This is a genomic window from Pseudomonas sp. ATCC 43928 (genome assembly GCF_005938665.2).
GTDB lineage: Bacteria > Pseudomonadota > Gammaproteobacteria > Pseudomonadales > Pseudomonadaceae > Aquipseudomonas.
Window position 1 is genome coordinate 5,320,839 of sequence record NZ_CP041753.1, and the last position, 23,149, is coordinate 5,343,987.

23 protein-coding genes are annotated in these 23,149 nt (G+C 60.9%); 12 read left to right on the plus strand and 11 right to left on the minus strand.

Annotated elements, in window-relative coordinates:
• Window positions 1-11: 11 nt before the first annotated feature.
• On the minus strand, window positions 12-476 hold the full coding sequence (locus tag FFH90_RS24355) for a glycine zipper 2TM domain-containing protein (protein ID WP_018926911.1): 465 nt from the start codon (window positions 474-476) through the stop codon (window positions 12-14).
• A gap of 168 nt (window positions 477-644) precedes the next feature.
• On the opposite strand from FFH90_RS24355, the gene FFH90_RS24360 reads away from it, so the two are divergent.
• Window positions 645-881, plus strand: coding sequence for a hypothetical protein (locus FFH90_RS24360; protein WP_064619929.1), 237 nt, complete (start codon window positions 645-647; stop codon window positions 879-881).
• A 5-nt stretch (window positions 882-886) separates the two neighbouring features.
• On the opposite strand, the gene pdxH is transcribed toward FFH90_RS24360, so the two are convergent.
• The 5 genes from pdxH to dinG form a co-directional block, all read right to left on the minus strand.
• Window positions 887-1,534 (minus strand): pyridoxamine 5'-phosphate oxidase, encoded by a 648-nt coding sequence (pdxH, locus tag FFH90_RS24365; protein WP_018926913.1) that lies wholly within the window; start codon window positions 1,532-1,534, stop codon window positions 887-889.
• Between the two features lie 24 nt (window positions 1,535-1,558).
• Complete coding sequence (locus FFH90_RS24370) at window positions 1,559-2,551, minus strand: OmpA family protein (protein WP_138866229.1); 993 nt, start codon at window positions 2,549-2,551, stop codon at window positions 1,559-1,561.
• 113 nt (window positions 2,552-2,664) lie between these two features.
• The gene (locus FFH90_RS24375) at window positions 2,665-3,810 is read right to left on the minus strand and encodes a serine hydrolase domain-containing protein (protein WP_138866230.1); all 1,146 of its coding nucleotides are present in this window, start codon (window positions 3,808-3,810) and stop codon (window positions 2,665-2,667) included.
• Window positions 3,811-4,074: 264 nt separating this feature from the next.
• Window positions 4,075-6,579 carry a beta-galactosidase gene (locus tag FFH90_RS24380; protein ID WP_111455052.1) on the minus strand — a complete coding sequence of 835 codons (2,505 nt, stop codon included), beginning with the start codon at window positions 6,577-6,579 and terminating at the stop codon, window positions 4,075-4,077.
• Window positions 6,580-6,675: 96 nt separating this feature from the next.
• Window positions 6,676-8,820: an ATP-dependent DNA helicase DinG gene (dinG, locus tag FFH90_RS24385; protein WP_007935913.1), complete on the minus strand. Its 2,145-nt coding sequence runs from the start codon at window positions 8,818-8,820 to the stop codon at window positions 6,676-6,678.
• Between the two features lie 99 nt (window positions 8,821-8,919).
• Between dinG and FFH90_RS24390 the strand changes: the two genes are divergently transcribed.
• On the plus strand, window positions 8,920-9,384 hold the full coding sequence (locus FFH90_RS24390) for a CopD family protein (protein WP_064619942.1): 465 nt from the start codon (window positions 8,920-8,922) through the stop codon (window positions 9,382-9,384).
• A gap of 163 nt (window positions 9,385-9,547) precedes the next feature.
• Here the strand turns inward: FFH90_RS24390 and FFH90_RS24395 are convergent, their stop codons facing one another.
• The 4 genes from FFH90_RS24395 to FFH90_RS24410 form a co-directional block, all read right to left on the minus strand.
• On the minus strand, window positions 9,548-10,306 hold the full coding sequence (locus tag FFH90_RS24395) for a collagen-like protein (protein WP_064619944.1): 759 nt from the start codon (window positions 10,304-10,306) through the stop codon (window positions 9,548-9,550).
• The gene (locus tag FFH90_RS24400; protein ID WP_138866231.1) at window positions 10,299-10,577 is read right to left on the minus strand and encodes a DUF1145 domain-containing protein; all 279 of its coding nucleotides are present in this window, start codon (window positions 10,575-10,577) and stop codon (window positions 10,299-10,301) included. The genes FFH90_RS24395 and FFH90_RS24400 overlap by 8 nt, the downstream gene beginning before the upstream one ends.
• Before the next feature lie 162 nt (window positions 10,578-10,739).
• The gene (locus FFH90_RS24405) at window positions 10,740-11,453 is read right to left on the minus strand and encodes an OmpA family protein (RefSeq protein ID WP_138866232.1); all 714 of its coding nucleotides are present in this window, start codon (window positions 11,451-11,453) and stop codon (window positions 10,740-10,742) included.
• 90 nt (window positions 11,454-11,543) lie between these two features.
• The gene (locus FFH90_RS24410) at window positions 11,544-12,239 is read right to left on the minus strand and encodes an OmpA family protein (RefSeq protein ID WP_026286483.1); all 696 of its coding nucleotides are present in this window, start codon (window positions 12,237-12,239) and stop codon (window positions 11,544-11,546) included.
• 179 nt (window positions 12,240-12,418) lie between these two features.
• Between FFH90_RS24410 and FFH90_RS24415 the strand changes: the two genes are divergently transcribed.
• The 4 genes from FFH90_RS24415 (at window position 12,419) to FFH90_RS24430 (ending at window position 14,189) form a co-directional block, all read left to right on the plus strand.
• Window positions 12,419-12,916, plus strand: a complete 498-nt coding sequence (locus tag FFH90_RS24415) for a DUF6231 family protein (protein ID WP_064619952.1) — start codon at window positions 12,419-12,421, stop codon at window positions 12,914-12,916.
• Between the two features lie 4 nt (window positions 12,917-12,920).
• A complete protein-coding gene (locus FFH90_RS24420) occupies window positions 12,921-13,397 on the plus strand; it encodes a YchJ family protein (RefSeq protein WP_018926923.1) in 477 nt (158 codons plus the stop codon).
• A gap of 88 nt (window positions 13,398-13,485) precedes the next feature.
• The gene (locus FFH90_RS24425) at window positions 13,486-13,974 is read left to right on the plus strand and encodes an LEA type 2 family protein (RefSeq protein ID WP_064619955.1); all 489 of its coding nucleotides are present in this window, start codon (window positions 13,486-13,488) and stop codon (window positions 13,972-13,974) included.
• Window positions 13,975-13,979: 5 nt separating this feature from the next.
• The gene (locus FFH90_RS24430; protein WP_007906737.1) at window positions 13,980-14,189 is read left to right on the plus strand and encodes an SEC-C metal-binding domain-containing protein; all 210 of its coding nucleotides are present in this window, start codon (window positions 13,980-13,982) and stop codon (window positions 14,187-14,189) included.
• A 193-nt stretch (window positions 14,190-14,382) separates the two neighbouring features.
• On the opposite strand, the gene FFH90_RS24440 is transcribed toward FFH90_RS24430, so the two are convergent.
• Window positions 14,383-14,940, minus strand: coding sequence for a cysteine hydrolase family protein (locus FFH90_RS24440; protein ID WP_018926925.1), 558 nt, complete (start codon window positions 14,938-14,940; stop codon window positions 14,383-14,385).
• A gap of 201 nt (window positions 14,941-15,141) precedes the next feature.
• On the opposite strand from FFH90_RS24440, the gene FFH90_RS24445 reads away from it, so the two are divergent.
• The 6 genes from FFH90_RS24445 (at window position 15,142) to FFH90_RS24470 (ending at window position 23,145) form a co-directional block, all read left to right on the plus strand.
• Complete coding sequence (locus FFH90_RS24445; RefSeq protein ID WP_138866233.1) at window positions 15,142-17,592, plus strand: penicillin acylase family protein; 2,451 nt, start codon at window positions 15,142-15,144, stop codon at window positions 17,590-17,592.
• A gap of 165 nt (window positions 17,593-17,757) precedes the next feature.
• Window positions 17,758-18,789 (plus strand): ligase-associated DNA damage response exonuclease, encoded by a 1,032-nt coding sequence (locus FFH90_RS24450; protein WP_138866234.1) that lies wholly within the window; start codon window positions 17,758-17,760, stop codon window positions 18,787-18,789.
• A complete protein-coding gene (locus FFH90_RS24455) occupies window positions 18,786-20,474 on the plus strand; it encodes an ATP-dependent DNA ligase (RefSeq protein ID WP_138866235.1) in 1,689 nt (562 codons plus the stop codon). Before FFH90_RS24450 ends, FFH90_RS24455 begins: the two co-directional genes overlap by 4 nt.
• 396 nt (window positions 20,475-20,870) lie before the next feature.
• On the plus strand, window positions 20,871-21,653 hold the full coding sequence (locus FFH90_RS24460) for a transporter substrate-binding domain-containing protein (protein WP_018926930.1): 783 nt from the start codon (window positions 20,871-20,873) through the stop codon (window positions 21,651-21,653).
• Between the two features lie 56 nt (window positions 21,654-21,709).
• A complete protein-coding gene (locus FFH90_RS24465) occupies window positions 21,710-22,438 on the plus strand; it encodes an ABC transporter permease (RefSeq protein ID WP_018926931.1) in 729 nt (242 codons plus the stop codon).
• Window positions 22,435-23,145, plus strand: a complete 711-nt coding sequence (locus tag FFH90_RS24470) for an ABC transporter permease (RefSeq protein ID WP_018926932.1) — start codon at window positions 22,435-22,437, stop codon at window positions 23,143-23,145. Before FFH90_RS24465 ends, FFH90_RS24470 begins: the two co-directional genes overlap by 4 nt.
• Window positions 23,146-23,149: the final 4 nt, after the last annotated feature.

Here is a 23,149-nt window from a genome sequence, read left to right on the forward strand (position 1 = left end):
TACATTCCCGCTTAGTGCGAAACGCGGCTGGTCCCACCCACAGTGGAGATCCGCACACGCTCACCCACACGGAACACTTCGTTTGGCTGAACTTCCTGCACGTAGGCGCGCATGCTGCCATCGTCTTCGCGTACGGTGATTTCAACGCCTTGAGTGCGGGTCAGGCCTTCTTCGGCAGCCGACCCCACCAGGCCACCCGCTACAGCGCCGATGACCGCTGCAACGATGCTGCCGCGACCACCGCCGACGGCGCTACCGCCGACGCCACCCACGACTGCGCCCGCAGCGCTGCCGATCGGGGTCTTGGTGCCTTCGATTTTCACCGGACGCAGGGATTCGATGGTGCCCATGCGAATCGTCTGCACGCGACGCGCTTCGTCACGGGAGTAGGAGTCACCGGTCAGGCTCGATTGGCAACCGGAGAGCAACATCGCCATCGTGGAAAAGGAAGCAACCAGCAAAACAGACTTACGCATAGCATCAAACTCCATAGGACAGGTATCCATTAAAACCCGCAGCTTGACGCCTGTCACGGCATCGCCCGGATAAAATTGGTTTCATTCAGGCCTGGTACAGGCACTTTGCGAACTCACCATACAGTAGCGTCACATTACGAAATCTGCGCCGCTGACCCAAGGAATATCATGGATTACTTCATCATTGTCGTCACGACCATCGCCGGTTTGTACTTCCATTGGTGGTTGTACGTGCGGATAAAACGCTGGGGGGACCGCGATCTGGCGTTGTCACTGGCGGGTAAAGACGAACAAAAAAGAGCCTTCATGCTCCAGCAACTGGCGAACGCTCAAGCGCAGAAGATCAAGCGTCGGGACCTGCCACAGTGGCTAGAGGCCGCTGCGGCAGGGTATCCCGATCGGTAGACCGTTTACGGGGCCAGGCGCTCACGAACCCAGTCAGCACCCTGCAAGCGGTAGTTGAGGCGATCGTGCAGACGGCTCGGACGGCCCTGCCAGAATTCGATGCGCTCGGGTAGCAAGCGATACCCCCCCCAATGCTCGGGGCAGTGCGGTTGGCTATCGCTGAAACGCTGCTCCGTGTCCTTGAGCAGCGCCTCCAGTTCGCCGCGATCGGCGATCACCCGGCTCTGGGGCGACGCCCAGGCACCAAGACGACTGCCCAGAGGGCGAACCTGGTAGTAGGCGTCGGACTCTTCAGGCGTGACCTTCACCACCCGCCCTTCGATGCGCACCTGGCGCTCCAGGGCCGGCCAGAAGAACGTCATGGCTGCAAATGGATTGGCTGCCAATTGCTGCCCCTTGTCGCTCTCGTAGTTGGTGAAGAAGGTGAAGCCCTGCTCGTCCAGGCCCTTGAGCAGCAGAATGCGGCAATGCGGCCGACCGTCCTGATCGACGGTGGCCAACGTCATGGCATTCGCCTCCACCGGTACCTGCTCGGTTTTCACCGCATCGGCAAACCACTGATGGAACAGTGCGAACGGCTCGGCCGGGGCTTGCGCCTCGGTCAAGCCATCTCGGGTGTAATCGCGACGCATATCTGCCAAGGGCCGGGTCATGGCGCATTCCTTTTGGTTAATGAATCACTGCTTTGTGGCATCGGTGGCGGTGGCGCTCTTCGAATCGACAGCGGCTTTAGCCGGAGCGGTCTTTTTCGCGGGTGCCTTTTTGGCTGGAGCCTTGGCGGCCGCTTTCTTGACCGGTGCCTTTTTCTTCGACGAGGCAGCGGTTTTTTTCGCAGCCGGTTCCGGGGTCACAGGCTTGGCCACTGGCTTGACGTCTTGCGCGACGACTTTGGTTACTGGTGCCGGAGCCGGCATATTGTACTTGCTCAGCAGCGCGGCCATGGTGTCTTGCGGCGTCAACAACAGCTCGACGCGACGGTTCAAGGCGCGACCTTCAGCACTGTCGTTGGCGGCGCGCGGTGCGTCACCGCCCATGCCGCGCAACATCAGGCGATCACGCTGCAGACCGCTGAGACGGAAGATCGCTGCCACCGCCTGGGCGCGTTCCTGGCTCAGTTTCACGTTGGCCGGTGCGGCACCCGACGTATCACTGTGGCCGAGTACCAGCACGGCAGTCTTTGGATCGGCTTCGAGGATTTTCGCGACACGGGTGAACGGAGCGAGGGTCACCGGCAGCAGCATGGCCGGGCGGTCCGGGTTGAACGAGCCTTCCACCGGAGCCGTGACGACCAGCACATTTTCACGGCGCTCGAGTTGCAGGTTGCTGCCCTTGACCGCCTCGCGCAGGCGCGGCTCATAGTCGTCAAGCCAGGCTTGGGTGATTTTCGGATCGGGCATCGGCACGGCTGCTTTGGCAGTGCTGGTGCTCTGCTCCTTACCGCCGAACGGCCACCACCATTTGCCTCCGGCATCGGCTTCAGCCTTGGCGACGGGTACTGCGGCAGCAGGTTTCAGGGGTGCCGGGGACGGGGCGGGTTCTTTAGTCGCGACCTTGTCGGATGAACCGAACGGCCACCAACTGCTGCCACCTGCGGCATCATTTTGTGGGGTTTGTGCACAACCGGTGATAGCGAAGCACAGGGCCAGGGCGAGGGTTTTATTGGACGACATTGGGTATCCACAAAATGAGGTAATGAAAAGTCAGCCGGGGCGCCCCCGGCTAAACAGACGCTTTGAAACCACAAAGGCTTTCGGGTTCCAGCCCTGGCCCCCTTAAGCGTGATTTACAGACAAGTGGCCAGTACTCGCACAAGCTTTTGCGCTCGTGGATCCATCAAGACGTACGGCCCCAGCGTATTTGTCACAAAACCGAAGGCCACATCATGTTCCGGATCAGCAAAACCGATGGAGCCGCCAGCACCCGGGTGACCGAACGCCCGTGGGCCGAGGCCGTAGGTGGCGTTGGGTACGTCCGGTTGATCGAGCATGCAACCCAGACCGAAGCGGGTCCGGGTCAATAAAGTCTTGTCTTCGCCAACGCTGTGTTCGCGGGTCAGCTCGTCGAGCATTTCGCTTTCCAGCAGGCTGCCATCGAGCAGTCCGGCGTAGAAACCGGCCAGGCTGCGGGCGTTGCCGTGGCCATTGGCGGCCGGCTGCTGCATGCGCCGCCATTCCGGCTTGTTGGTGCTGGTCATGATCGACGGCGGGTTGGTGAAGGCCCGGGTGGTCATGGCCGTCGGTTCGCGCATGGTCACCTGCAGCAAGCGCTGGGCCGCGACATCGCCGACGTTGCCCTTGCTGCGGGCGATGTGCGCCACGCGATGGAACTCTGAATCGGCCAGGCCGACGTGGAAATCCAGTCCCAAGGGCTTGGCAACCCGCGCCACGATGGACTCGCCCGGCCCACGACCGTCGGCGCGCCGCAGCAATTCACCGACCAGCCAGCCATAGGTGATTGCCGCATAACCGTGACCTTGGCCCGGCGTCCACCAGGGTGCTTCGGCGGCCAAAGCATTGACCATGGTCTGCCAGTCGTAAAGTGCCTCAGGAGGCAGCAACTCGCGCAAGGCCGGCAGACCCGCCTGATGGCAGAGCAAGTGGCGCAGCGTCACGGATTCTTTACCGGCGGCGGCAAATTCGGGCCAGTAGCGGGCGACCGGGGCATCGAGTTGCAGCTTGCCTTCAGCCACCAATTGCAGCGCCGTCACGGCGGTGAAGGTTTTGGTGCAGGAGAACAGGTTGGCGATGGTATCGCTGTGCCAAGCCTCATGGCCGTCCTTGTCGGCGGTACCGGCCCAAAGGTCGAGGACGGTTTCACCACCGATCCGGATGCATAACGCCGCGCCGCGTTCCTGAGGATCGTCGAACAGCGCTGCAAACGCTTCACGCACCGCTTCGAACTTAAGCTCGTAATGACCCTGAATCTGCACCCGCAACTCTCCCGGATAAACGCTCTACAAAGTGGCCCGCATTGTTCCAGCCCTTGAGGGATTTGGGAACAGGATCGGGTCGGATGGTCGCCCGGTTATGGAAATGCCGCAGACATCAACGATGCGATCCCTGTGGCGAGGGGGCTTGCCCCCGTTCGACTGCGAAGCGGTCGCAAAAACCTGTATTTGCGGTGCATCTGTAGGCATGGGGGCCGCTTCACGGCCCAACGGGGGCAAGCCCCCTCGCCACAGGTGTATCAGGAATCAATGGCCATTGCCCGAATGCCCACCCGCATGCCCTGCGCCCTTGCCCGGGCCTTTGCCTGCCTCGCCCTTCCTGCCACCCTCGACATCGTGACTGGCTTTATCCGCCTCAGCGCTGGCCTTCTCCGCCTCTTTGCCAAGCTGATCGATGATCTGCACATTGCTTTTACGCACACTGTCGACAAAGCCCTGGAACGGCAAATCAGTAATGCCCACCAGACCGAAGTGCCCGTTCTCGCCATCCAGCAGACGACCGGTCACCGGCTGGTCGAGGTACTGGAACCAGTGCACCCCGACAATCGACGGTTCGCTCATTGCCTGTTTGAGGAAGTGAGCGTAAGCCGTGCCGCGGTCTTCCTCCTTCGCCAATTGCGTCACGCCACCCCAGAACGGGCCGCGATCTGCCGAGCCGAAGTTGAATTCGGTGATCAGCACCGGTTTGTCCAGACTGCGCAGTTTGGCGAAGTCGTAACCGTCCTGGGGTTGCAGGGTGTACATGTTGAAGCTCAACACGTCGCAGTATTGTGCACAGGACTCGACTGCCTCCGGGGAACTGACGGCAAAGCGACCACCCAGCAACAACTGGTTCGGCGCGTGCCATTTGAGCGAATCGGAAACGGTCTTGAAGTAGGTGTCGGCGAAGACCTTCTGGAAGTATTTGAAGTCGGCTTCGATTTCCGGGTGTTCGGCGCTCGGCTCCGGCGGCACGAAGCCTGGGTCTTCCATCAACTCCCAGGCAGGCAGATCAATGCCCCAGGCTTTCGACAACCCCGCCTGGTTGCGGTACTTGTCGCGCAGTTGCTTGAGGAAGGCGCGTTTGGCCGGCACGTCGGTGGTCATTTTCAAGGTGCCGTAGGCCAGCGCATAGCGGGCCTTCGGGTCATCGCCGGGACCGGCCCAGGCCAGTTCGTTGTCGGCGAAGTAACCGATCAGCCACGGATCGTCGCGATGGTCGCGGGCGGCGATGGCCACGGCGCGTTCGGTGGCCATGGCGAAACGCGGATCGAACGGGTCAGGCATGCCGCCCCACCAATCGGTGCCAGTGCTGATGCTGGCGTAATCGCCGACGATCGATAGCGGCAAGGTGTACGGCACACGGTCAGCGTTACCCAACACCGGTGCGCTCCAGTTGCCGAGGGTGTTGAAACCCCAGGCTTGCAGGCGATCGAGGGTATGACTGGCCCAGCGTTGTTCGTCGACAGTTACTTTGCAGGGTTCGGCGGCCGCCTTTTCGACCGTCGCTTCAACAGCCCCGGTCTTGGCCGCCTCGGCAACACCGGCTCCAGACTCGGTAGGCGCAGGCGCGGCTGATTGCTCGGCGGCCTTTTCAGCCGTCGCCTCTACCGCCTCGGCCTTGGCTGCTTCGGCAACACCAGCCTTAATGTCTCCGCCCGGTGCGCAAGGTTTGCCGTACAGCCGCTGCAGGTTGGCGCCATAGAAATCGTACCAACGACCGGCGTTGTAGGCTCGGCCCTGATCAACACCGTTGCCGCCACGGTTATCGCCTTCGCCATAGTGACTGGCCAAGGGTTCGTCGGGTTTAGGCAGGGACTCGAACATCCACTCGCGCCCGGCGACGTAGGTCTGGTTGACGCTCGGGGTCACGGTGTTGACGCCGAGGGAATAGAACGGATGCCCTTCCGGAGTCACCAGGTACCAGCGGCCATCACGCTTTTCGGTGCGGAAAAAGCCGCTGGCCTTGAACTCTGGGCCTTTGTTCAAGCCGCCGAACTTGTCCAGAGGCGCCTTCTCGCGCTCCGCCAGCCAGGTTTTCAGTTGTTGCTGCTCTTTGCCAGCGGCGGATTTCAGTTGTTCGTCGCTGCTGATCTTCTCCGGCCATTTGGCCCGGGTCGATTGACCGTAAGCGTCCACCAGGCCGCCATAAGCGGCTTTGGTCACGGCCTCGCCGTCCTGCACGCCGAAGCGCTCGAGCAAAATGCTTTGGGCGACTTTCGGCTGATCCATCGACAAGGTCACCGACACCACCTGGCTGCGGTCCAGCTCACCGGTACTGCTGGCCAGCAATACACGCTGCCCTTCGAAATTGATCGGCATCGGCGGGCCGGCTTTCATGCCCTGGCTCAGCGGTGAACTCGGCTGCAGCGGTACCAGTAAGGTCTGCGCCGGGCCGGCCGGCAGATCGACACGGCTGACCAGAGTCTTGCCGTCGTTACTCTGGATTTTCACGTACAAGGTCACGGCCCAGTTCATCGCGCTCTGGATCCGCAGGCTCATGACGCCCGACTGCGACCAGTCCCAGGCACCGGTCTGCGGTGTCAGGCGCAAGGTCGGCTGGGCAGCCGGGTTGAAGGTCACGCGACGCAACACTTCACCTTCGGCCGTTTGCTCCGCATTGGATTGCGGCAGGCTGGCGTCCTGGGTCGCCACCTGAACCACGTCGGCGGGACGCACAAAGTTGAACAGCGTCTGCTGGCCGGCGGGGGCCGCCAGCAAAGGGGCTGCGAACATCAAGGCAAAAACGGCGGGCAACGAACGGCGAATCATAAGAACGTGGTTCTCCCTAACGACCATCAATGGGCCAGTGGAAAGGCAGTGGCAGTGAGGTAGACAACGCGGTGGGCAAATTTGCCCACCGGCGCATCAGGAAATTTCACGACGAAATGGCGGCAACGCATTGAGAATAGCTTTGCCGTAGCGCTGTGTGACCAAACGACGGTCAAGCAAGGTGATGGTGCCGCGGTCTTCTTCGGTTCGCAGCAGGCGACCGCAGGCCTGGACCAGTTTCAACGAGGCGTCCGGCACGGAGATTTCCATGAACGGATTGCCGCCACGGGCTTCGATCCACTCAGCCAGCGCGGCTTCGACCGGATCGTCGGGCACCGAGAACGGGATCTTGGCGATCACCACGTGCTCGCAGTAGGCACCGGGCAAATCCACGCCTTCGGCAAAGCTCGCCAGGCCGAACAGCACGCTGGAATCCCCGCCATCGACCCGCGCCTTGTGCTTGTTCAGGGTTTCCTGCTTCGACAGGTTGCCTTGAATGAACACTTGCTTGCGCCAGTCGCGATCCAGCCCGTCGAACACGTCCTGCATCTGTTTGCGCGAGGAGAACAGCACCAGGGTGCCACGGGAGCCCTCGACCAGTTCCGGCAAGTCGCGAATGATCGCCGCCGTATGGGCCGGTGCATCGCGCGGGTCGGCTTTCAGGTCCGGCACCCGTAATACGCCGGCGTCGGCATGATGGAACGGGCTCGGGACCACGGCGGTCACGGCGGTTTTCGGCAGGCCGGCGCGCATGCGGAAACGGTCGAAGGTGCCGAGAGCGGTCAGGGTCGCCGAGGTCACCAGCGCCCCGTAAGCCACGTTCCACAAGTTGCGCCGGAGCATTTCCGCCGCGAGGATCGGGCTGGCATTGACCTCGATGTCGAACAACGAACCGCTTTCGGCCAGCGTCAGCCAACGGGCCATGGGCGGGTTATCTTCCGGGTCTTCGACGGTGAAGGCGGTCCACAACTCCCAGTTTCCCGAAGAGCGCGACAGCAGGCTACCGAACAGCGGATACCACTCTTCGGCCTGGTTGCTGGCGATGCCAATGTTGACCTCGCCGTCCATGCCTTCCTTGAGCAGTTCGGTAAGCCGGGTGAACAGGTCGGTCAGTCGGGCAAAGCCCTTCTTCAACTCGATGCCCATCTCACGCATATGTTCGGGAATCACCCCGCCGACGAAACGGTGACGCGGCCGCTCGCGACCTTCGACGTCTTCGCCGGGCTTGAAGTCGGCGACTTGCTCACAGGCACTGAACATGAACTGCTGCTGGGTCTTGATCTCCCGGGCCAGTTCCGGCACCTGTTCGATCAACTTGCCCAGATCCCCCGGCAGCGGGTGTTGGGCGAGCAATTTGGTGAGGTTCTTGGCGGTGGTCTCCAGCCAGTCGGCGGTGGAGCGCAAGCGTGTGTAATGGGCGAAGTGGCCGATGGCCTTGTCTGGCAGGTGATGGCCTTCGTCGAACACGTAGATCGTGTCGCGCGGGTCCGGCAGAACCGCGCCGCCGCCCAGGGCCAGGTCGGCCAGGACCATGTCGTGGTTGGTGACGATCACGTCGACCTTGCCCATGCCTTCGCGGGCCTTGTAGAAGGCGCACTGGCCGAAGTTGGGGCAATGGCGGTTGGTGCACTGGCTGTGATCGGTGGTCAGGCGCGCCCAGTCGGCGTCTTCGAGCGCGGTGGACCAACTGTCGCGGTCGCCGTCCCACTTATTGCCGGCAAGTTTCTCGATCATGCTGGTGAACAGCTTCTGACTGGCCTCATCGACCTCGATCTTGAAGCCTTCTTCTTCGAACAGCTGTGCGGTAGCGGTTTGCGCGTGACCTTCCTGGAGCAACATGTCGAGCTTGGACAGGCACATGTAGCGCCCCCGCCCCTTGGCCAGGGCGAAGCTGAAATTCAGCCCGCTATTGCGCATCAGGTCGGGCAAATCCTTGTAGACGATCTGTTCTTGCAGGGCCACGGTGGCCGTGGCGATCACCAGACGCTTGCCAGCGGCCTTGGCGGCGGGGATCGCTGCCAGGCTGTAGGCCACGGTTTTGCCGGTACCGGTGCCGGCTTCCACCGCGACAATCGCGGGGTCGCCACTGCGCCGGCCTTCGTCGTCGGTGTCGATGTCACCGAGGACTTTGGCGATTTCGGCGATCATCAGGCGTTGGCCGTAGCGTGGCTTGAGGCTCTTGGCTTCGAGAAAACGCGAGTAGGCGCCCTGGATCGTGGTTTTGAGTTCAGTGCTGATCATTGATTGTCGGGCGCAAAAAACGCTGGATAAATTTTCAGTGGTTCGGATCGGCCGCTATCATACCCCGCTAATTAATCCCGCGCAGAACGGAGTACCCCAATGACACCTTTTGGCATCGTTTATACCCTGCATGTCCTGGCCGCCCTGGTCTGGGTCGGCGGCATGTTTTTCGCCTGGATGGTCCTTCGCCCCGCTGCGATGAAGGCGCTGGAAGGCCCTGCCCGGCTGAAGCTGTGGGTGGAAGTGTTTCAAGGTTTTTTCCGCTGGGTCTGGGTCGCGGTGGTGCTTTTGCCGATCAGCGGTGTGGGCATGATTCATTTGCAGTTCACCGGGTTTGAAGCGGCACCGCGGTATGTGCAGGCGATGATGGGATTGTATGTGGTGATGACCGCGTTGTTTATCCGGATTCAGGCGTTGCTGCTGCCGGAACTGCGCACGGCGGTAGCGGCTGAGGATTGGCCGACGGGCGCGGCGACGCTGGGCAAGATTCGCCGGTTGGTGGGGATTAACCTGATGGTCGGGTTGGTGCTGGTGGCGATTGCTGCGGCTCGGCCGATGTTCTGAGCAATGCATAGTCTCTGTGGCGAGGGAGCTTGCTCCCGCTCGGCTGCGTAGCAGTCGTAATCGATCACTGCGCACGTTCTGAAAAAACAGGGTCGCCGGCTTTGGGGCCGCTTCGCGACCCAGCGGGAGCAAGCTCCCTCGCCACAGGGGTTCTCGGTCGTTCTTACAACCGCTGAATGCTCACCGAGCCTGCCGCCCCGGCAGGCCCAGGCTGGCCATCGGCACCGGGGCGACCGCTCTTGCCGCCATCGGCTTTATAGACAATGCAGCCCTTGGCCTTGCCGCCCGCCCCCGGTTTGCCACCCGGTCCGGCCGCGCCACCGACTCCGCCCGCCACCTCGACCTTGATCTGCTCCGCCGGATAGTCACGCGGCACTTCCAGTCGAACCAGCGCCCCCGGCGCACCGGGTTGGCCGTCGCTGCCGTCACTGCCATCGAAGCCGCGACCGGCCTGGCCCCAGGTGCAACCCGGTGCTTGGCCGTTGGCCCCGTCAAGACCGACAAAACCCGGGGCGCCCGCGCCACCGCGAGCGTCTACCGACAATTGCGGCGCCTTCAGCGCTTTGATCTGCAAATTCAGATTGCGCCCGGAGCGGGCAGCCTTGAGATAAGTCCCGGGGGCGCCCCGCGCGGTGATCTGGCTGCCTTCGGCCAACTCGGCCCGGCTGACCTTCAACGCCAGAGCCTGTTCGCTCGGCACAATGGCGATCCGCGCTTCGCGTCCCAGGTGCAGCTCGCCGACCGTCACTTCGGTCACGTTCGAGGGAATCAGCAAGGTGCCGTAATCGGCGACTTCCAGTCGTTCCAGTTGCAGGGAGCTGGCGGTGTTGGGCAAGCGCATCAGCGAGTTGGTTTCAACACTCACCACCTGAGCGCAGGCCAATGGGCTGATGAGTGCGGCGAGCAGACAGAGTTTACGCATGGGAAGCCTTCGCAGTGGCCGGGGCCGGAATGGTTTGCAGGTGGAAAACGCCGAAAAAGACAATCTTCAGGCGATCACGCCAGGGGTGGGCTCGACCTGTGAGGCTGCGATTGCAGAACACCAGCTCCAGAAGATGAGCCAGCGCCAACAGGCTGCCAGCCAGATCGACCAACAGGTGCAGTGGACGAACAAACGGTATGAGCAGATTGACCAGCACCACCAACCAGAACAGCAGGGTCAACAACTTCCCCAGCCCCCAAAACACCTTCATACGCTCCCCCGTCGAGAATTATTATTTGCACGCACCATAACGGCTTACACGCGGGATAAGCCAGAGGGCAACGGAAAATTCTTCCGAAAGGCATCGAATGGCCGCCGGGGCAACCTTGACGGCCATCCGACGGCTCTATCACGGGCCTCTTGATCACGGAGCCTAGCGATTGATGTGCAACTCCACACGACGGTTTTTTGCCCGCCCTTCTTCCGTATCATTGTCAGCCACCGGCTGGGTTTCACCCCGTCCTTCGCTGGTGAGTTTGTTCGGCGCCAGCCCCCGGCTCAACAGGTAGGCCGCCACGCTGCTGGCACGACGTTCCGACAGCTTCTGGTTATAGGCGTCCGAACCCTGACTGTCGGTATGGCCGACGACCTTGACGCTCACCACATCGGCACTCTGCAATTTGGGCATCAACGAATCCAGCTCGCTGCGTGCCTCGGGCGTCAGGTCGGATTTGTTGTACGCGAACAACACATTACTGCTCAGCGTGATGACTTCGGATACCGGCGGTTCAGCAGTTTTTACGCTGGCCGGATATTGCGGTAGCGGGCAACCGTGATGATCGACAGGTGTATTGGCAGGCGTATCGGGGCAACGATCGCGTCGATCGAAAACACCATCACCGTCCTCGTCGCCATCCTGGGCGTAACAGACCAAGCCACCGGTCAAGATACCGAGCGCCGCTCCACCTGCCGCCCAACCGCCACTTTCGATCGCGCCCAGACCGCCGCCAACCAGTCCGCCAATGACACTGCAGATCGGCCAGGTACGTTGATTCAAGGGGGCGGTGCCATCGCTGTGAGTCGCGCAGCCGGTCAGAAGACTACCAAGCAGTAGAACCGGCAAGACGGTCCTTGTGAGAACGCTCATTGTGAATGCTCCTGTGTCACCGGCCCATACCGGTCACACAGGAGTAAAGACCCGCATCCGCGACTGCACAAGCCGCGGAATACAAGGGGGTTAGCGGTCGATTTTGATTTCCGTACGCCGGTTCAGCGCACGGCCTTCAGCGGTTTTGTTATCGGCCACCGGCTGGCTTTCACCGGCACCGGTCACAGACACGAAACTGCTGCGTGGCACGCCTTGCGAAATCAGGTACTCCACCACCGAATGGGCGCGTTTGTCCGACAGTTTCTGGTTGTATTTATCGCTGCCGACGCTGTCGGTATGACCGGTCACGGTCAACCGGGCGCTGGCGGGCTCCTGTTTCAGGCGCGTAGCAACGGTGTTGAGTACCTCTTTATCGGAAGGAGTGAGCTTGGACGAGTCGAACTGGAAGTGAACATCACGGATAACGATGACTTCTTCCTTGACCACCGCCTTCTCTTCGACCACCGGCGCAGGCGCGGGTGGAGGACAGCCGTCGGCATCGACTCGCACGCCTCTCGGTGTGTGAGGGCACTTGTCGCGGCTGTCCGGCACACCATCGCCGTCTTCGTCGCCATCGCCATGCACCCAGCAATAAGCCGCTGCCGTGCCGCCGACCAGCAGCGCGCCATACCCCGCCCATGAAGAGCTCTCTGTCGCACCGAGCCCTGCACCGACGACACCACCGACCGCCGCACAGGTCGGCCAGTCGGTTTTCTGCAAACCTGCGCAACCAGTCAACACACTGGTTAGCAGAACCAAAGGTAATGCTGTCCGAACTATGCTCATCTAGTTTTCTCCTGAGGGATCGGCTAATAACCGATTTCAAGGAGTAAAGACCGGACTTTTAATCTCCGCCAGCAATAGGCCATTGCTGTTTTGCCTTATGTTCACGGAAGATCGGCGCTTTTTGCTTAAACACGCTCGACAAGACACGTTAATCTTGGCGTTCTGATTGAGGATCTTCGATGACTGCAAGTATTTCTTCGCGCACGCCCCAGCAGGCGTTGGCCGCATTGCTTGATCGTTACGCCCCGACGCGTCTGTTGCTGATTGGCGCCAGTGAGTTCCCCGCGCTCGAGGCATTCAAACTCGCGCACCCGGACAGCATCGTGGCTTTTGCCGCACCCGGAGCATTGCCGGCCGAACTGGCGGCGCAGCGGTTTGATCTGGCGCTGGTGGTCGATTGCCTCGAACACTTATCCAAGCGCGACGGCCTGAATCTGCTCGGCGGGATACGCAACCTCAATGCCAGTCGCATTGCGGTGTTGGCCGACTTGCCCGCCAGCGGTTGGCAGGAGACGGATTTTTTCTCCCTGGCCCTGCAAGCCAGCGAACGCTTCCAGCGCGACGATCAAGTGTTGACGTTGTTTACCTACGATCTGCTTGACTACAAACAGGTACCCGACTGGCTCAACTCACGCTTCTGGGCCAATCCGGAAAACTTCGGGAAATACTGGTGGTAACGCAATGAGTACATCCATTTGCCCTTGCGGCAGCGGCACGCTGCTCGATGCCTGCTGCGGTCATTACCATGCCGGCCATCCGGCCCCCAGCGCCGAAGTCCTGATGCGTTCGCGCTACAGCGCCTATGTGCTGGGGCTGGTCGATTATCTGGTAGCGACCACCCTGCCCGCGCAACAGGCCGGCCTGGATCGCCAGTCGATCAGCGACTGGAGCGCCCAGAGCACCTGGCTGGGCCTGGAAGTGGAAGGCGCCGAGGTCTTCGGCGGCCAGCCGGAGCACGCCTTCGTCACCTTCACCGCTCGCTGGCACGACGGCAGCGGCGAACACAGCCACCGCGAACGTTCGTCATTCGTGCAGAACGCCGGCCGCTGGTACTTCATCGACCCTACGGTGCCGCTCAAGGCCGGGCGCAACGATGCGTGCCCGTGCGCCAGCGGGCAGAAGTTCAAGAAGTGCTGCGCGAGTTATTTCGGCGCTTGAGGTGCCCCCTGTAGCAGCTGCCGAAAGCTGCGTTCGGCCGTAGCAGCTGCTACAGCGAGGCAGCTGCTACAAAGGGAGAAACACGACCATGATCACCGGACGATTCGCGCTCTATCTGTTCACTTTGCTGCTTCTGTTTTCAGGAGTCGGCGGCTGCGCCTCATGGTTCAGCAACGACTTGCCAGACCCGCAAGTGCATCTGGTCAAGGTCGAGGTGGTCCGGGCCAAGTTGCTGGAGCAGAAATTCCTGCTGCATTTTCGCGTCGACAACCCCAATGACGAAGACCTGACGGTGCGCGCCCTGGAATATCGCATTCATCTGGGGGACGTCCTGCTGACCGAAGGCGAGCACGAACATTGGTTCACCGTCGGCCCCAAGCACAGTGCCTACTTCAAGGTGCCGATCCGCACCAACCTGTGGCCCAGGGTTCGGGATGTGGTGAAACTGCTGAAAAAACCCGAGCAACCGATTCCCTATCGTCTGGAAGGCACACTTGAAACCGGTTTATTCATCGCACACTACGTGCACCTGGCGCGCAATGGCGTGATAATCGCCGCCGATTTAATTCCGGAGTGACCCCGATGACCCAGCAACCCCACGTCCATGGCCCTGACTGCAACCACGATCATGACCATCACGACCACCATGATCACGACCATGGCCATGTCCACGGCCCAAACTGCGGCCACGCCCACCAGGAACCGGTGCGCAACGCCCTGAAAGACGTCGGTCGCAACGACCCTTGCCCCTGCGGCAACGGCAAGAAATTCAAGAAGTGCCACGGGGCTTGAGGATTCGGGCGAATAACTTCTTCGCCTGTTGAATCGCCAATCCCTGTAGGAGCGAGGCTTGCCCGCGAAAAGGGCGCCACGATCAATCAGAAAAACCGCGTCATCGTTCTTCGCGGGCAAGCCTCGCTCCTACAAGTTGATCTGCACCCCAAAAGTTGGACACCAATCCTAATTTTGGGGTCAGTTCAAGGTTTCAGTCGTTCATGAGAATGCTCGCGGCGCTAACGACCGTCGCATATTCCCCATGCAGATTCCCCAGCGACATCGCATGCACTTCTTCAGCTGAATGGGCATTGCCGAAAAAGTCCGCCTTGTCGAAGGTAAAGCACGCATCCTCCACAACCCACGCCTCAAACCCCAGATTCCCAGCCGTTCGCGCCGTGGATTCCACCGAGTTGTGCGTCGCCACGCCAACGATGATCAACTGATCGATCCCCGCCTCGCGCAAACTCGCTTCCAGCCCGGTCGAGCAAAACGCATCCGGCACTTGTTTCTGTATCAGCCACTCACCGATCGATGGCTGGAAGCGCTCCTGAAACTCCACCCCCGACTGCTGCGGCCAGAACACCGAATCCACAGAGCGGGACAGGTGCTGCACATGAATCACCGGCCGCCCGGTGCGACGCCAATGCCCCAATAACTCCAGGATGCGCTCTTCGGCCTGAGGGTTGTTTCGACGGCCCAACTTGGGATGCAGGATGCCTTTTTGTTGATCGATGATGATCAGCGCCGCGTTTGTCTTAAGTTCCATGCCGACTTTTCCCATGCGAGGCTATTGAATTTGCCGCACTTCAGCATCGCCTCTTGCTACCGGCAAGCCATCAAACGCAAACAGGACGACCTGATGCCGGCGATCACCGAAAAGAAATAACCCAGCCGCCGCTTGCGCGTCCACCTCCTGCTCACTAACGTAGCGCCTTTGTCGCGTCACTACCCCCGCAGGAGCTTTGCCATGGCCTCGCCAGCCCTTACACATTTTCTTCCCCGGTTCGGCGTTGCCGCAGCAGTGGCCGGTGTTTTGAGCCTGACCGGTTGTCAGACATGGAACGCCCAGGACACCCTCCCGCCCACCTCCGGCGTGCAAGCGCTGAAGGGCCTGGCGCAAAACGTTTCGGTTCGCCGCAATGCCATGGGCATGCCGCTGATCGAGAGCAACAGCTTCCACGATGCGCTGTTCACCCTCGGCTACGTGCACGCCAGCGACCGCATCAGCCAAATGGTCACTCTGCGCCTGTTGGCCCAGGGCCGTCTGGCGGAAATGTCCGGCGCGGACCTGCTCGATGCCGACCGCTACATGCGTGCGGTCAACCTGAAGAAAAGCGCGGATGAGCTGTATAAGGCCTCGTCGCCACGCCTCAAGCGTTTCTTCGAAGTCTATGCCCGCGGGGTCAACGCCTACCTGTTCCGCTACCGCGACAAACTGCCTGCGGACCTCGCGGCCACCGGCTACAAGCCTGAATACTGGAAACCGGAAGATTCGGCGCTGATGTTCTGCCTGCTGAACTTCAGCCAGTCGGCGAACCTGCCGGAAGAAATTTCCTCGCTGATGCTGGCCCAGACTGTCAGCACCGACAAACTGGCGTGGCTGACCCCGTCCGCTCCCGACGAAAAACTGCCGGTGGCTGAAGCGGATAAACTTCAGGGCATCAAACTCACCGGACAAATCCCGGGGCTGAACGAAATCAGCAAAGCCACTGGTCAACTGTCGGATCTGAATCTGCTGGGCGCTACCTCCTCGAACAACTGGGCGATCGCCCCGCAACGCAGCCGCAGCGGTAAGAGCCTGCTGGCCAGCGACAGCCATGGACCGTTGGGCGTCCCGTCGCTGTTCAGTTACGTGCAGATTCGCGCGCCGAAATACCAGGCCTCCGGCGTAACCATTGCCGGGTTACCGATGGTGCTCGCTGGTTTCAACGGCAAAGTGGCGTGGAGCATGACCTCGGTCATGGGCGACAACCAGGACGTGTTCCTGGAAAAAATCAAACGCCAGGGCAATGGCCTTTCCTACGAAGTGGGCGGCAAATGGCAGCCGGCGATCGTGCGCAACGAAACCTATTTCGTCAAAGGCCAGCGGCCGATTCGCGAAGCGGTGTACGAAACCCGCCATGGGCCACTGCTCAACAGCGCTCAGGGCACGGCGCTGGCGAATGGTTTCGGCCTGGCCCTGCAGGCGCCGGACTTCACCGATGACAAAACCCTGGACGCCTTTTTCGACCTGTCCCGGGCGCAGAGTACCGAGAGAGCGTCGGACGCTAGCCGTGAAATCCGCGCCATCGCCCTGAATCTGGTGTTTGCCGATGCCAGCAATATCGGCTGGCAAGTCACCGGGCGCTACCCGAACCGTCGCGAAGGCGAAGGCTTGCTGCCGTCGCCGGGCTGGGAAGGTCGCTACGACTGGGACGGTTACGCCGACCCGATGCTCCATCCGTATGACCAGGACCCGGCGCAGGGCTGGCTCGGCACCGCCAACCAGCGGGTCATTCCCCATGGCTACGGCATGCAGCTGTCCAATTCCTGGGCGGCGCCGGAGCGTGGCGAACGCATGGCCGAACTGGCGGGCGTGGGCAAACACGACACCCGCAGCCTGATCGCCATGCAATACGACCAGACCACCACCTTCGCCGCCAAGCTGAAGAAGATGTTTGAAGCGCCGGGCATGGCCCAGCCACTCAAGCAGGCCATCGAAGCGTTGCCGGTGGCCGATCGCGGCAAGGCTCGCGAGGCGTATACCCGCTTGATGGCCTTCGACGGCAAACTCAGCCCGACCTCCGCCGACGCGGCGATTTACGAGCTGTTCCTGCAGGAAAGTACCAAACAGATTTTCCTCGACGAACTGGGCCCGGAAAGCAGCCCGGCGTGGAAAGCCTTTATCGCCAACGGCAAATTATCCTACGCGGCCCAGGCCGATCACCTGCTTGGGCGTGAGGACAGTCCGTTCTGGGATGACGTGCGCACCGCGCAGAAAGAAGACAAACCGGCGATCCTGGCCCGTAGCCTGGCGGCTGCGATCAGCGCGGGCGACAGCCAGTTGGGCGGCGATCACAAAGCCTGGCAGTGGGGCAAACTGCACCGCTACGAGTGGAAAAACGCCAGCGGCCAGACCGTGCGCGGTCCGCTGGCGGCCGGCGGCGATCACACTACGCTCAACACCGCCTCGTTCGCCTGGGGTCAGGACTTCAACACCACGCAGGCCCCGGCCATGCGCTTTATTGTCGACTTCGGCCAGGCCGAACCGCTGATGGGCCAGAACGCTACCGGCCAATCCGGCAACCCGGCCAGCCCGCACTATCTCGACAGCGTCGATCCATGGCTCAAAGGTCAATACATGAGCCTGCCGATGCAGCCGCAGAACTTTGACAAGGTGTATGGCAAGACGCGGTTGACGCTGACGCCTGGCAAGTAACATCAAAAGATCGCAGCCTGCGGCGGCGCCTACAGGGGATTCGCACCCATCTGTAAGCGCTGCCGCAGGCTGCGATCTTTTGTTATTAATCTCTGTGAAAATAAATAGAACTTCTCGTTTCGGGCAAACCTCCTAGCTAACAGGCCTCTCCATTCTGGTAACAATATGGACCTTGTTATCGCACGTCCTGAAGGTTTGTACTGCCCGCCCGGGGATTTCTATATCGACCCGTGGCACCCCGTCGAGCGCTCAGTCATCACCCACGCTCATAGCGACCATGCTCGCCGTGGCAACCAACACTATCTGGCGGCGGCACCGGGTGCGGGCATTCTGCGCGCGCAGCTGGGCCAGGACATCAACCTGCAAACGCTACCCTATGGCGAGCCATTGCTGCACCATGGCGTAAAACTGAGTTTTCACCCCGCAGGCCACATGCTCGGCTCAGCCCAGGTCCGGCTGGAATGCGGCGGTGAGGTTTGGGTCGCCTCCGGTGATTACAAAACAGAGCCCGACGGCACCTGTGCACCGTTCGAACCGGTGCGCTGTCACACCTTCATCACAGAATCGACGTACGGCCTGCCAATTTACCGTTGGCAACCCCAGGCGCAGATCCTTGCCGAGATCAATCAGTGGTGGCAGTCCAACGCCGCAGTCGATAAAACCAGCGTGCTGCTCTGTCATGCTTTCGGCAAGGCTCAGCGGATTCTTCATGGCCTCGATGCCGGCCTGGGCCCCATCCTGGTGCATGGTGCGGTTGAGCCGATCAATCAGTTTTATCGTCAGAGCGGCATTCATTTACCGCCAACGATTTATGCCAGCGAAGTAAAAAAGCAGGACCCGATGATGCGCAAAGCTCTGGTCCTCGCGCCGCCTGCAACGGGTACCGGCAATTGGGTACGGCGCTTCGGCGACTACAGCGATGGCCTCGCCAGCGGCTGGATGCGTTTGCGCGGCACGCAGCGGCGGCATGGCGTGGATCGTGGTTTCGTGTTGTCCGATCACGCCGATTGGCCCGGCCTGCTCTGGGCCATCGAACAGTCCGGGGCCGAACGGGTGAAGGTCACCCATGGATCGATCGGAGTGCTGGTACGGCATCTGCGCGAACAGGGCCTCGATGCCATGGGGTTGCGCACCGAATACGGCGACGACGAGAACAATGCAACCTTCGAACCCGAGAGCGCCGAGGTGCAGGCATGAAAGCCTTCGCCGAGCTGTATGCCGAACTCGATGCCACCACCTCAAGCGACGCCAAACTGGCGGCGATGCAGCATTACTTCGCCCAGGCCACGCCCGAAGATGCCGCCTGGGCGGTGTATTTGCTGGCCGGCGGGCGGCTTCGGCAATGGGTGCCGGTACGGGTGCTGCGCGACATGGCAATCGCGTGTTCCGGGCTCTCGCCCTGGTTGTTCGAGGAAAGCTACCAGGCGGTGGGTGATCTGGCGGAAACCATTTCGCTGGTGCTGCCCGAAACGCCTCACACGTCTACCGACAGACTGACGGTGTGGATTGAGGACAAACTGTTGCCACTGCGCAGCGCGCCCCCGCGGGTCCTCGCTGAACGCCTGCCCGCGCTGTGGGCGCAACTGGATCGCCAGGGCCTGATGCTGTGCATCAAACTGATCACCGGCAGTTTCCGTGTCGGTGTCTCCAAATCGCTGGTCACCCGCGCCGTGGCAGCAATGGCCGGGCTCGACGGCAAACGCGTGGCCCAGCGACTGGTGGGTTACACCGACCCGTCGCACCGCCCGAATGCCGCCAGTTACCTGAAGCTGATTGCCCCCGAAGCACCCGATGAACACGCCCAACGGGGTGGCCAACCCTACCCGTTCTTCCTTGCCCATGCGTTGTCGCAACCGGTTGAGCAGTTCGAAGCGCTGCTCGGCCCGGCCAGCCAATGGCAAGTGGAGTGGAAATGGGACGGCATCCGCGCCCAAGTGGTCAAGCGCGATGGGCGCTTGTGGGTCTGGTCGCGAGGCGAAGAACTGGTGACCGAACGGTTCCCCGAACTGGGCAGCCTGATTCACGACTTGCCCGACGGCACGGTGATCGACGGTGAAATCGTCGCCTGGAAAACCGCGCCCTCGGGCTCTGGGAACGCTTGCGAGCGGCAATCGCCTGCGTCGCTGGCGGTGCAGCCTTTCGCCCTGCTGCAAAAACGCAGCAGCCGTCACACGCTGGACAAGAAAATCCTCGATGAGGTGCCCGTGGTCATTCAGGCCTTTGACCTGCTCGAATGGCAGGGCCAGGATTTGCGCAACCAGACTCAGGCCATGCGCCGCACTCAGTTGGAACACCTCGTCACCACCTGTGCAAACCCGGTGTTACTTGCCTCGCCCATGTTGATCGGCGAAGACTGGTTCGACCTCGCCCGCCAACGGGAAGCCTCTCGCAAACTGAAGGTCGAAGGCATGATGCTCAAGGCCCGCGATGCGCAGTATGGCGTCGGGCGGAACAAAGACACGGGCGTGTGGTGGAAATGGAAAGTCGACCCGTTCAGTGTCGATGCGGTGCTGATCCATGCGCAGCAGGGTCATGGCCGCCAGGCCAGTCTCTACACTGATTACACTTTCGCCGTTTGGGACGGCCCACCCTGTGCCTGCGAGCGGACACTGGTGCCTTTCGCCAAGGCCTACTCCGGGTTGACCAACGAAGAAATCCGCCAGATCGACAGCCTCGTGCGCAAGACCACGGTGGAAAAGTCCGGATCTGTGATCCGTGTGAAACCAAGCCTGGTGTTTGAGCTGGGATTCGAGAGCATTGCCCCGTCGAAACGGCACCCGAGCGGGATTGCAGTGCGGTTTCCGCGGATATTGCGCTGGCGGCAGGACAAGTCGGTGGAAGAAGCTGACAGCCTGGCGACGTTGCGGGATTTACTGGCTTGACCCGACTCTTGTGGCCCTGCCTTTGTAGCAGCTGGCGAAGCCTGCGTTCGGCGGCGCAGCCGTCGTGCATCCAGCTGATGCGGTCCGCCTGACGCACCGCAAGTTCTGATTTTGCGACTGCTGCGCAGCCGAACGCAGCCTCGCAGGCTCGACAGCTGCTACACAAATAGCATCAAGATTTAATGGGTATCAGCTTCCCTGTGCACCATCCAGACGCAAGAATCTGGCAGCGCCCGTTTTCGTGCACAAATCGCGCTTTGCCATTTCCTGTGCCACCTTTTAAAACGCTTGTTCGGGACTCTGGTTCGGAAATTGCTACTTTTAATAGGTCTTACGCTTTTCAGTAACAGTACTTCTGCGCCACAAGCGCTCATATTGGTTCTTAGGGATTGAATAATGAAAAAAGCATTGCTGACCCTTTCTGCACTGGCGTTGTGCATGGCTGCCGGCTCCGCGCTGGCAAAGGAATACAAAGAATTGCGTTTTGGTGTTGACCCTTCCTATGCGCCGTTCGAATCCAAGGCAGCCGACGGCAGCCTGGTGGGCTTCGACATCGACCTGGGCAATGCAATCTGCGCCGAGCTGAAGGTCAAGTGCAAATGGGTCGAAAGCGATTTCGACGGCATGATTCCAGGCCTCAAGGCCAATAAATTCGACGGTGTGATCTCTTCGATGACCGTCACGCCGGCTCGCGAAAAAGTCATCGACTTCTCCAGTGAGCTGTTCTCCGGCCCTACCGCCTACGTGTTCAAGAAGGGCTCCGGCCTCACCACTGACGTCGCCACGCTGAAGGGTAAAACCGTCGGTTACGAGCAAGGCACCATTCAGGAAGCCTATGCCAAAGCCGTGCTGGACAAGGCCGGCGTGAAAACCCAGGCCTACGCCAACCAGGATCAGGTGTATTCCGACCTGACTTCCGGTCGTCTCGACGCCGCGATCCAGGACATGCTGCAAGCCGAACTGGGCTTCCTGAAGTCGCCAAAAGGCGCCGATTACGAAGTCAGCAAGCCTGTCGACAGCGAATTGCTGCCAGCCAAAACTGCTGTCGGTATCTCGAAAGGTAACAAAGACCTCAAGGCACTTCTGGACAAAGGTATCAAAGCGTTACACGACGATGGCACCTACGCCACCATTCAGAAGAAACACTTTGGCGATCTGAATCTGTACAGCGGCAAGTAATGCCCGGCGCCCATCTCGCGATGGGCGCTTTTTTCACCCGATCAGGTTGCTGATTTATGTTTGAAAACCTATTACAAAACCTGGGGCTCTCAGCCTTCAGCCTTCAGGGCTTCGGTCCGTTGCTGTTGGAAGGCACTTGGATGACCATCAAATTATCGGTGTTGTCGCTGTTGGTGGCCGTGTTGCTCGGCCTGCTGGGCGCCAGTGCCAAGCTGTCAAAAGTCAAACTGCTGCGCGTGCCGGCGCAGATCTACACCACGCTGATTCGCGGGGTACCAGACCTGGTGCTGATGCTGCTGATCTTCTACAGCCTGCAAACCTGGCTGACCTCGTTAACCGACCTCATGGAATGGGAATACATCGAGATCAACCCGTTCAGCGCCGGGGTCATCACCCTGGGCTTCATTTATGGCGCGTACTTCACCGAAACGTTCCGCGGGGCGATCCTCGCCGTGCCACGGGGCCAGGTCGAAGCCGCCACCGCCTATGGCCTCAAACGTGGCCAGCGTTTCCGTTTCGTAGTGTTCCCGCAAATGATGCGCTTCGCCCTACCGGGCATCGGCAACAACTGGATGGTGATGCTCAAGGCCACCGCGCTGGTCTCGATCATCGGCTTGGCCGACCTGGTCAAGGCTGCGCAGGACGCCGGTAAAAGCACCTATCAACTGTTCTATTTCCTGGTGCTGGCCGCATTGATCTACTTGCTGATCACCAGTGCCTCCAACGTCGTCCTGCGCTGGCTCGAACGCCGCTACGCCGCCGGTGCCCGGGAGGCCGTACGATGATCGAACTCTTGCAGGAATACTGGAAACCCTTCCTTTATACCGACGGCTACAACATCACCGGCCTGGCCATGACCATGTGGCTGCTCAGTGCGTCGATCTTCATCGGCTTTCTGGTGTCGATCCCGCTATCCATTGCTCGGGTTTCCCCCAAGCTCTACCTGCGCTGGCCGGTGCAGTTCTACACCTATCTGTTTCGGGGTACGCCGCTCTATATTCAGCTGCTGATCTGTTACACCGGCATCTACAGCCTGGCGGCCGTGCGCGCGCAGCCCGTCCTCGATGCGTTCTTTCGCGATGCGATGAACTGCACGATCCTGGCTTTTGCCCTGAACACCTGTGCCTACACCACGGAAATCTTCGCCGGGGCGATTCGCAGCATGAACCACGGTGAAGTCGAAGCGGCCAAAGCCTACGGGCTGACCGGCTGGAAGCTGTACACCTACGTGATCATGCCGTCGGCGCTGCGTCGCTCGCTGCCTTACTACAGCAACGAAGTGATCCTGATGCTGCACTCGACCACCGTGGCGTTCACCGCGACCATCCCGGATGTCCTGAAAGTCGCGCGCGACGCCAACTCGGCGACCTTCCTGACCTTCCAGTCGTTCGGCATCGCCGCGCTGATCTACCTGACCGTTACCTTTGCGCTGGTCGGCCTGTTCCGCCTCGCCGAACGCCGATGGCTGGCCTTCCTCGGGCCGACTCACTAGGACA

Bases quoted from the DNA above. Each gene is read 5' to 3' on its own strand.
- FFH90_RS24400 (WP_138866231.1), bottom strand. From the start codon at position 10,577: ATGAAGGTGTTTTGGGGGCTGGGGAAGTTGTTGACCCTGCTGTTCTGG.
- FFH90_RS24380 (WP_111455052.1), bottom strand. From the start codon at position 6,579: ATGATTCGCCGTTCGTTGCCCGCCGTTTTTGCCTTGATGTTCGCAGCC.
- FFH90_RS24355 (WP_018926911.1), bottom strand. From the start codon at position 476: ATGCGTAAGTCTGTTTTGCTGGTTGCTTCCTTTTCCACGATGGCGATG.
- FFH90_RS24470 (WP_018926932.1), top strand. From the start codon at position 22,435: ATGATCGAACTCTTGCAGGAATACTGGAAACCCTTCCTTTATACCGAC.
- FFH90_RS24440 (WP_018926925.1), bottom strand. From the start codon at position 14,940: ATGGAACTTAAGACAAACGCGGCGCTGATCATCATCGATCAACAAAAA.
- FFH90_RS24450 (WP_138866234.1), top strand. From the start codon at position 17,758: ATGGACCTTGTTATCGCACGTCCTGAAGGTTTGTACTGCCCGCCCGGG.
- FFH90_RS24390 (WP_064619942.1), top strand. From the start codon at position 8,920: ATGACACCTTTTGGCATCGTTTATACCCTGCATGTCCTGGCCGCCCTG.
- FFH90_RS24410 (WP_026286483.1), bottom strand. From the start codon at position 12,239: ATGAGCATAGTTCGGACAGCATTACCTTTGGTTCTGCTAACCAGTGTG.
- FFH90_RS24425 (WP_064619955.1), top strand. From the start codon at position 13,486: ATGATCACCGGACGATTCGCGCTCTATCTGTTCACTTTGCTGCTTCTG.
- FFH90_RS24360 (WP_064619929.1), top strand. From the start codon at position 645: ATGGATTACTTCATCATTGTCGTCACGACCATCGCCGGTTTGTACTTC.
- FFH90_RS24465 (WP_018926931.1), top strand. From the start codon at position 21,710: ATGTTTGAAAACCTATTACAAAACCTGGGGCTCTCAGCCTTCAGCCTT.
- FFH90_RS24455 (WP_138866235.1), top strand. From the start codon at position 18,786: ATGAAAGCCTTCGCCGAGCTGTATGCCGAACTCGATGCCACCACCTCA.
- FFH90_RS24445 (WP_138866233.1), top strand. From the start codon at position 15,142: ATGGCCTCGCCAGCCCTTACACATTTTCTTCCCCGGTTCGGCGTTGCC.
- pdxH (WP_018926913.1), bottom strand. From the start codon at position 1,534: ATGACCCGGCCCTTGGCAGATATGCGTCGCGATTACACCCGAGATGGC.
- FFH90_RS24460 (WP_018926930.1), top strand. From the start codon at position 20,871: ATGAAAAAAGCATTGCTGACCCTTTCTGCACTGGCGTTGTGCATGGCT.
- FFH90_RS24430 (WP_007906737.1), top strand. From the start codon at position 13,980: ATGACCCAGCAACCCCACGTCCATGGCCCTGACTGCAACCACGATCAT.
- FFH90_RS24370 (WP_138866229.1), bottom strand. From the start codon at position 2,551: ATGTCGTCCAATAAAACCCTCGCCCTGGCCCTGTGCTTCGCTATCACC.
- FFH90_RS24395 (WP_064619944.1), bottom strand. From the start codon at position 10,306: ATGCGTAAACTCTGTCTGCTCGCCGCACTCATCAGCCCATTGGCCTGC.
- FFH90_RS24405 (WP_138866232.1), bottom strand. From the start codon at position 11,453: ATGAGCGTTCTCACAAGGACCGTCTTGCCGGTTCTACTGCTTGGTAGT.
- FFH90_RS24420 (WP_018926923.1), top strand. From the start codon at position 12,921: ATGAGTACATCCATTTGCCCTTGCGGCAGCGGCACGCTGCTCGATGCC.
- dinG (WP_007935913.1), bottom strand. From the start codon at position 8,820: ATGATCAGCACTGAACTCAAAACCACGATCCAGGGCGCCTACTCGCGT.
- FFH90_RS24415 (WP_064619952.1), top strand. From the start codon at position 12,419: ATGACTGCAAGTATTTCTTCGCGCACGCCCCAGCAGGCGTTGGCCGCA.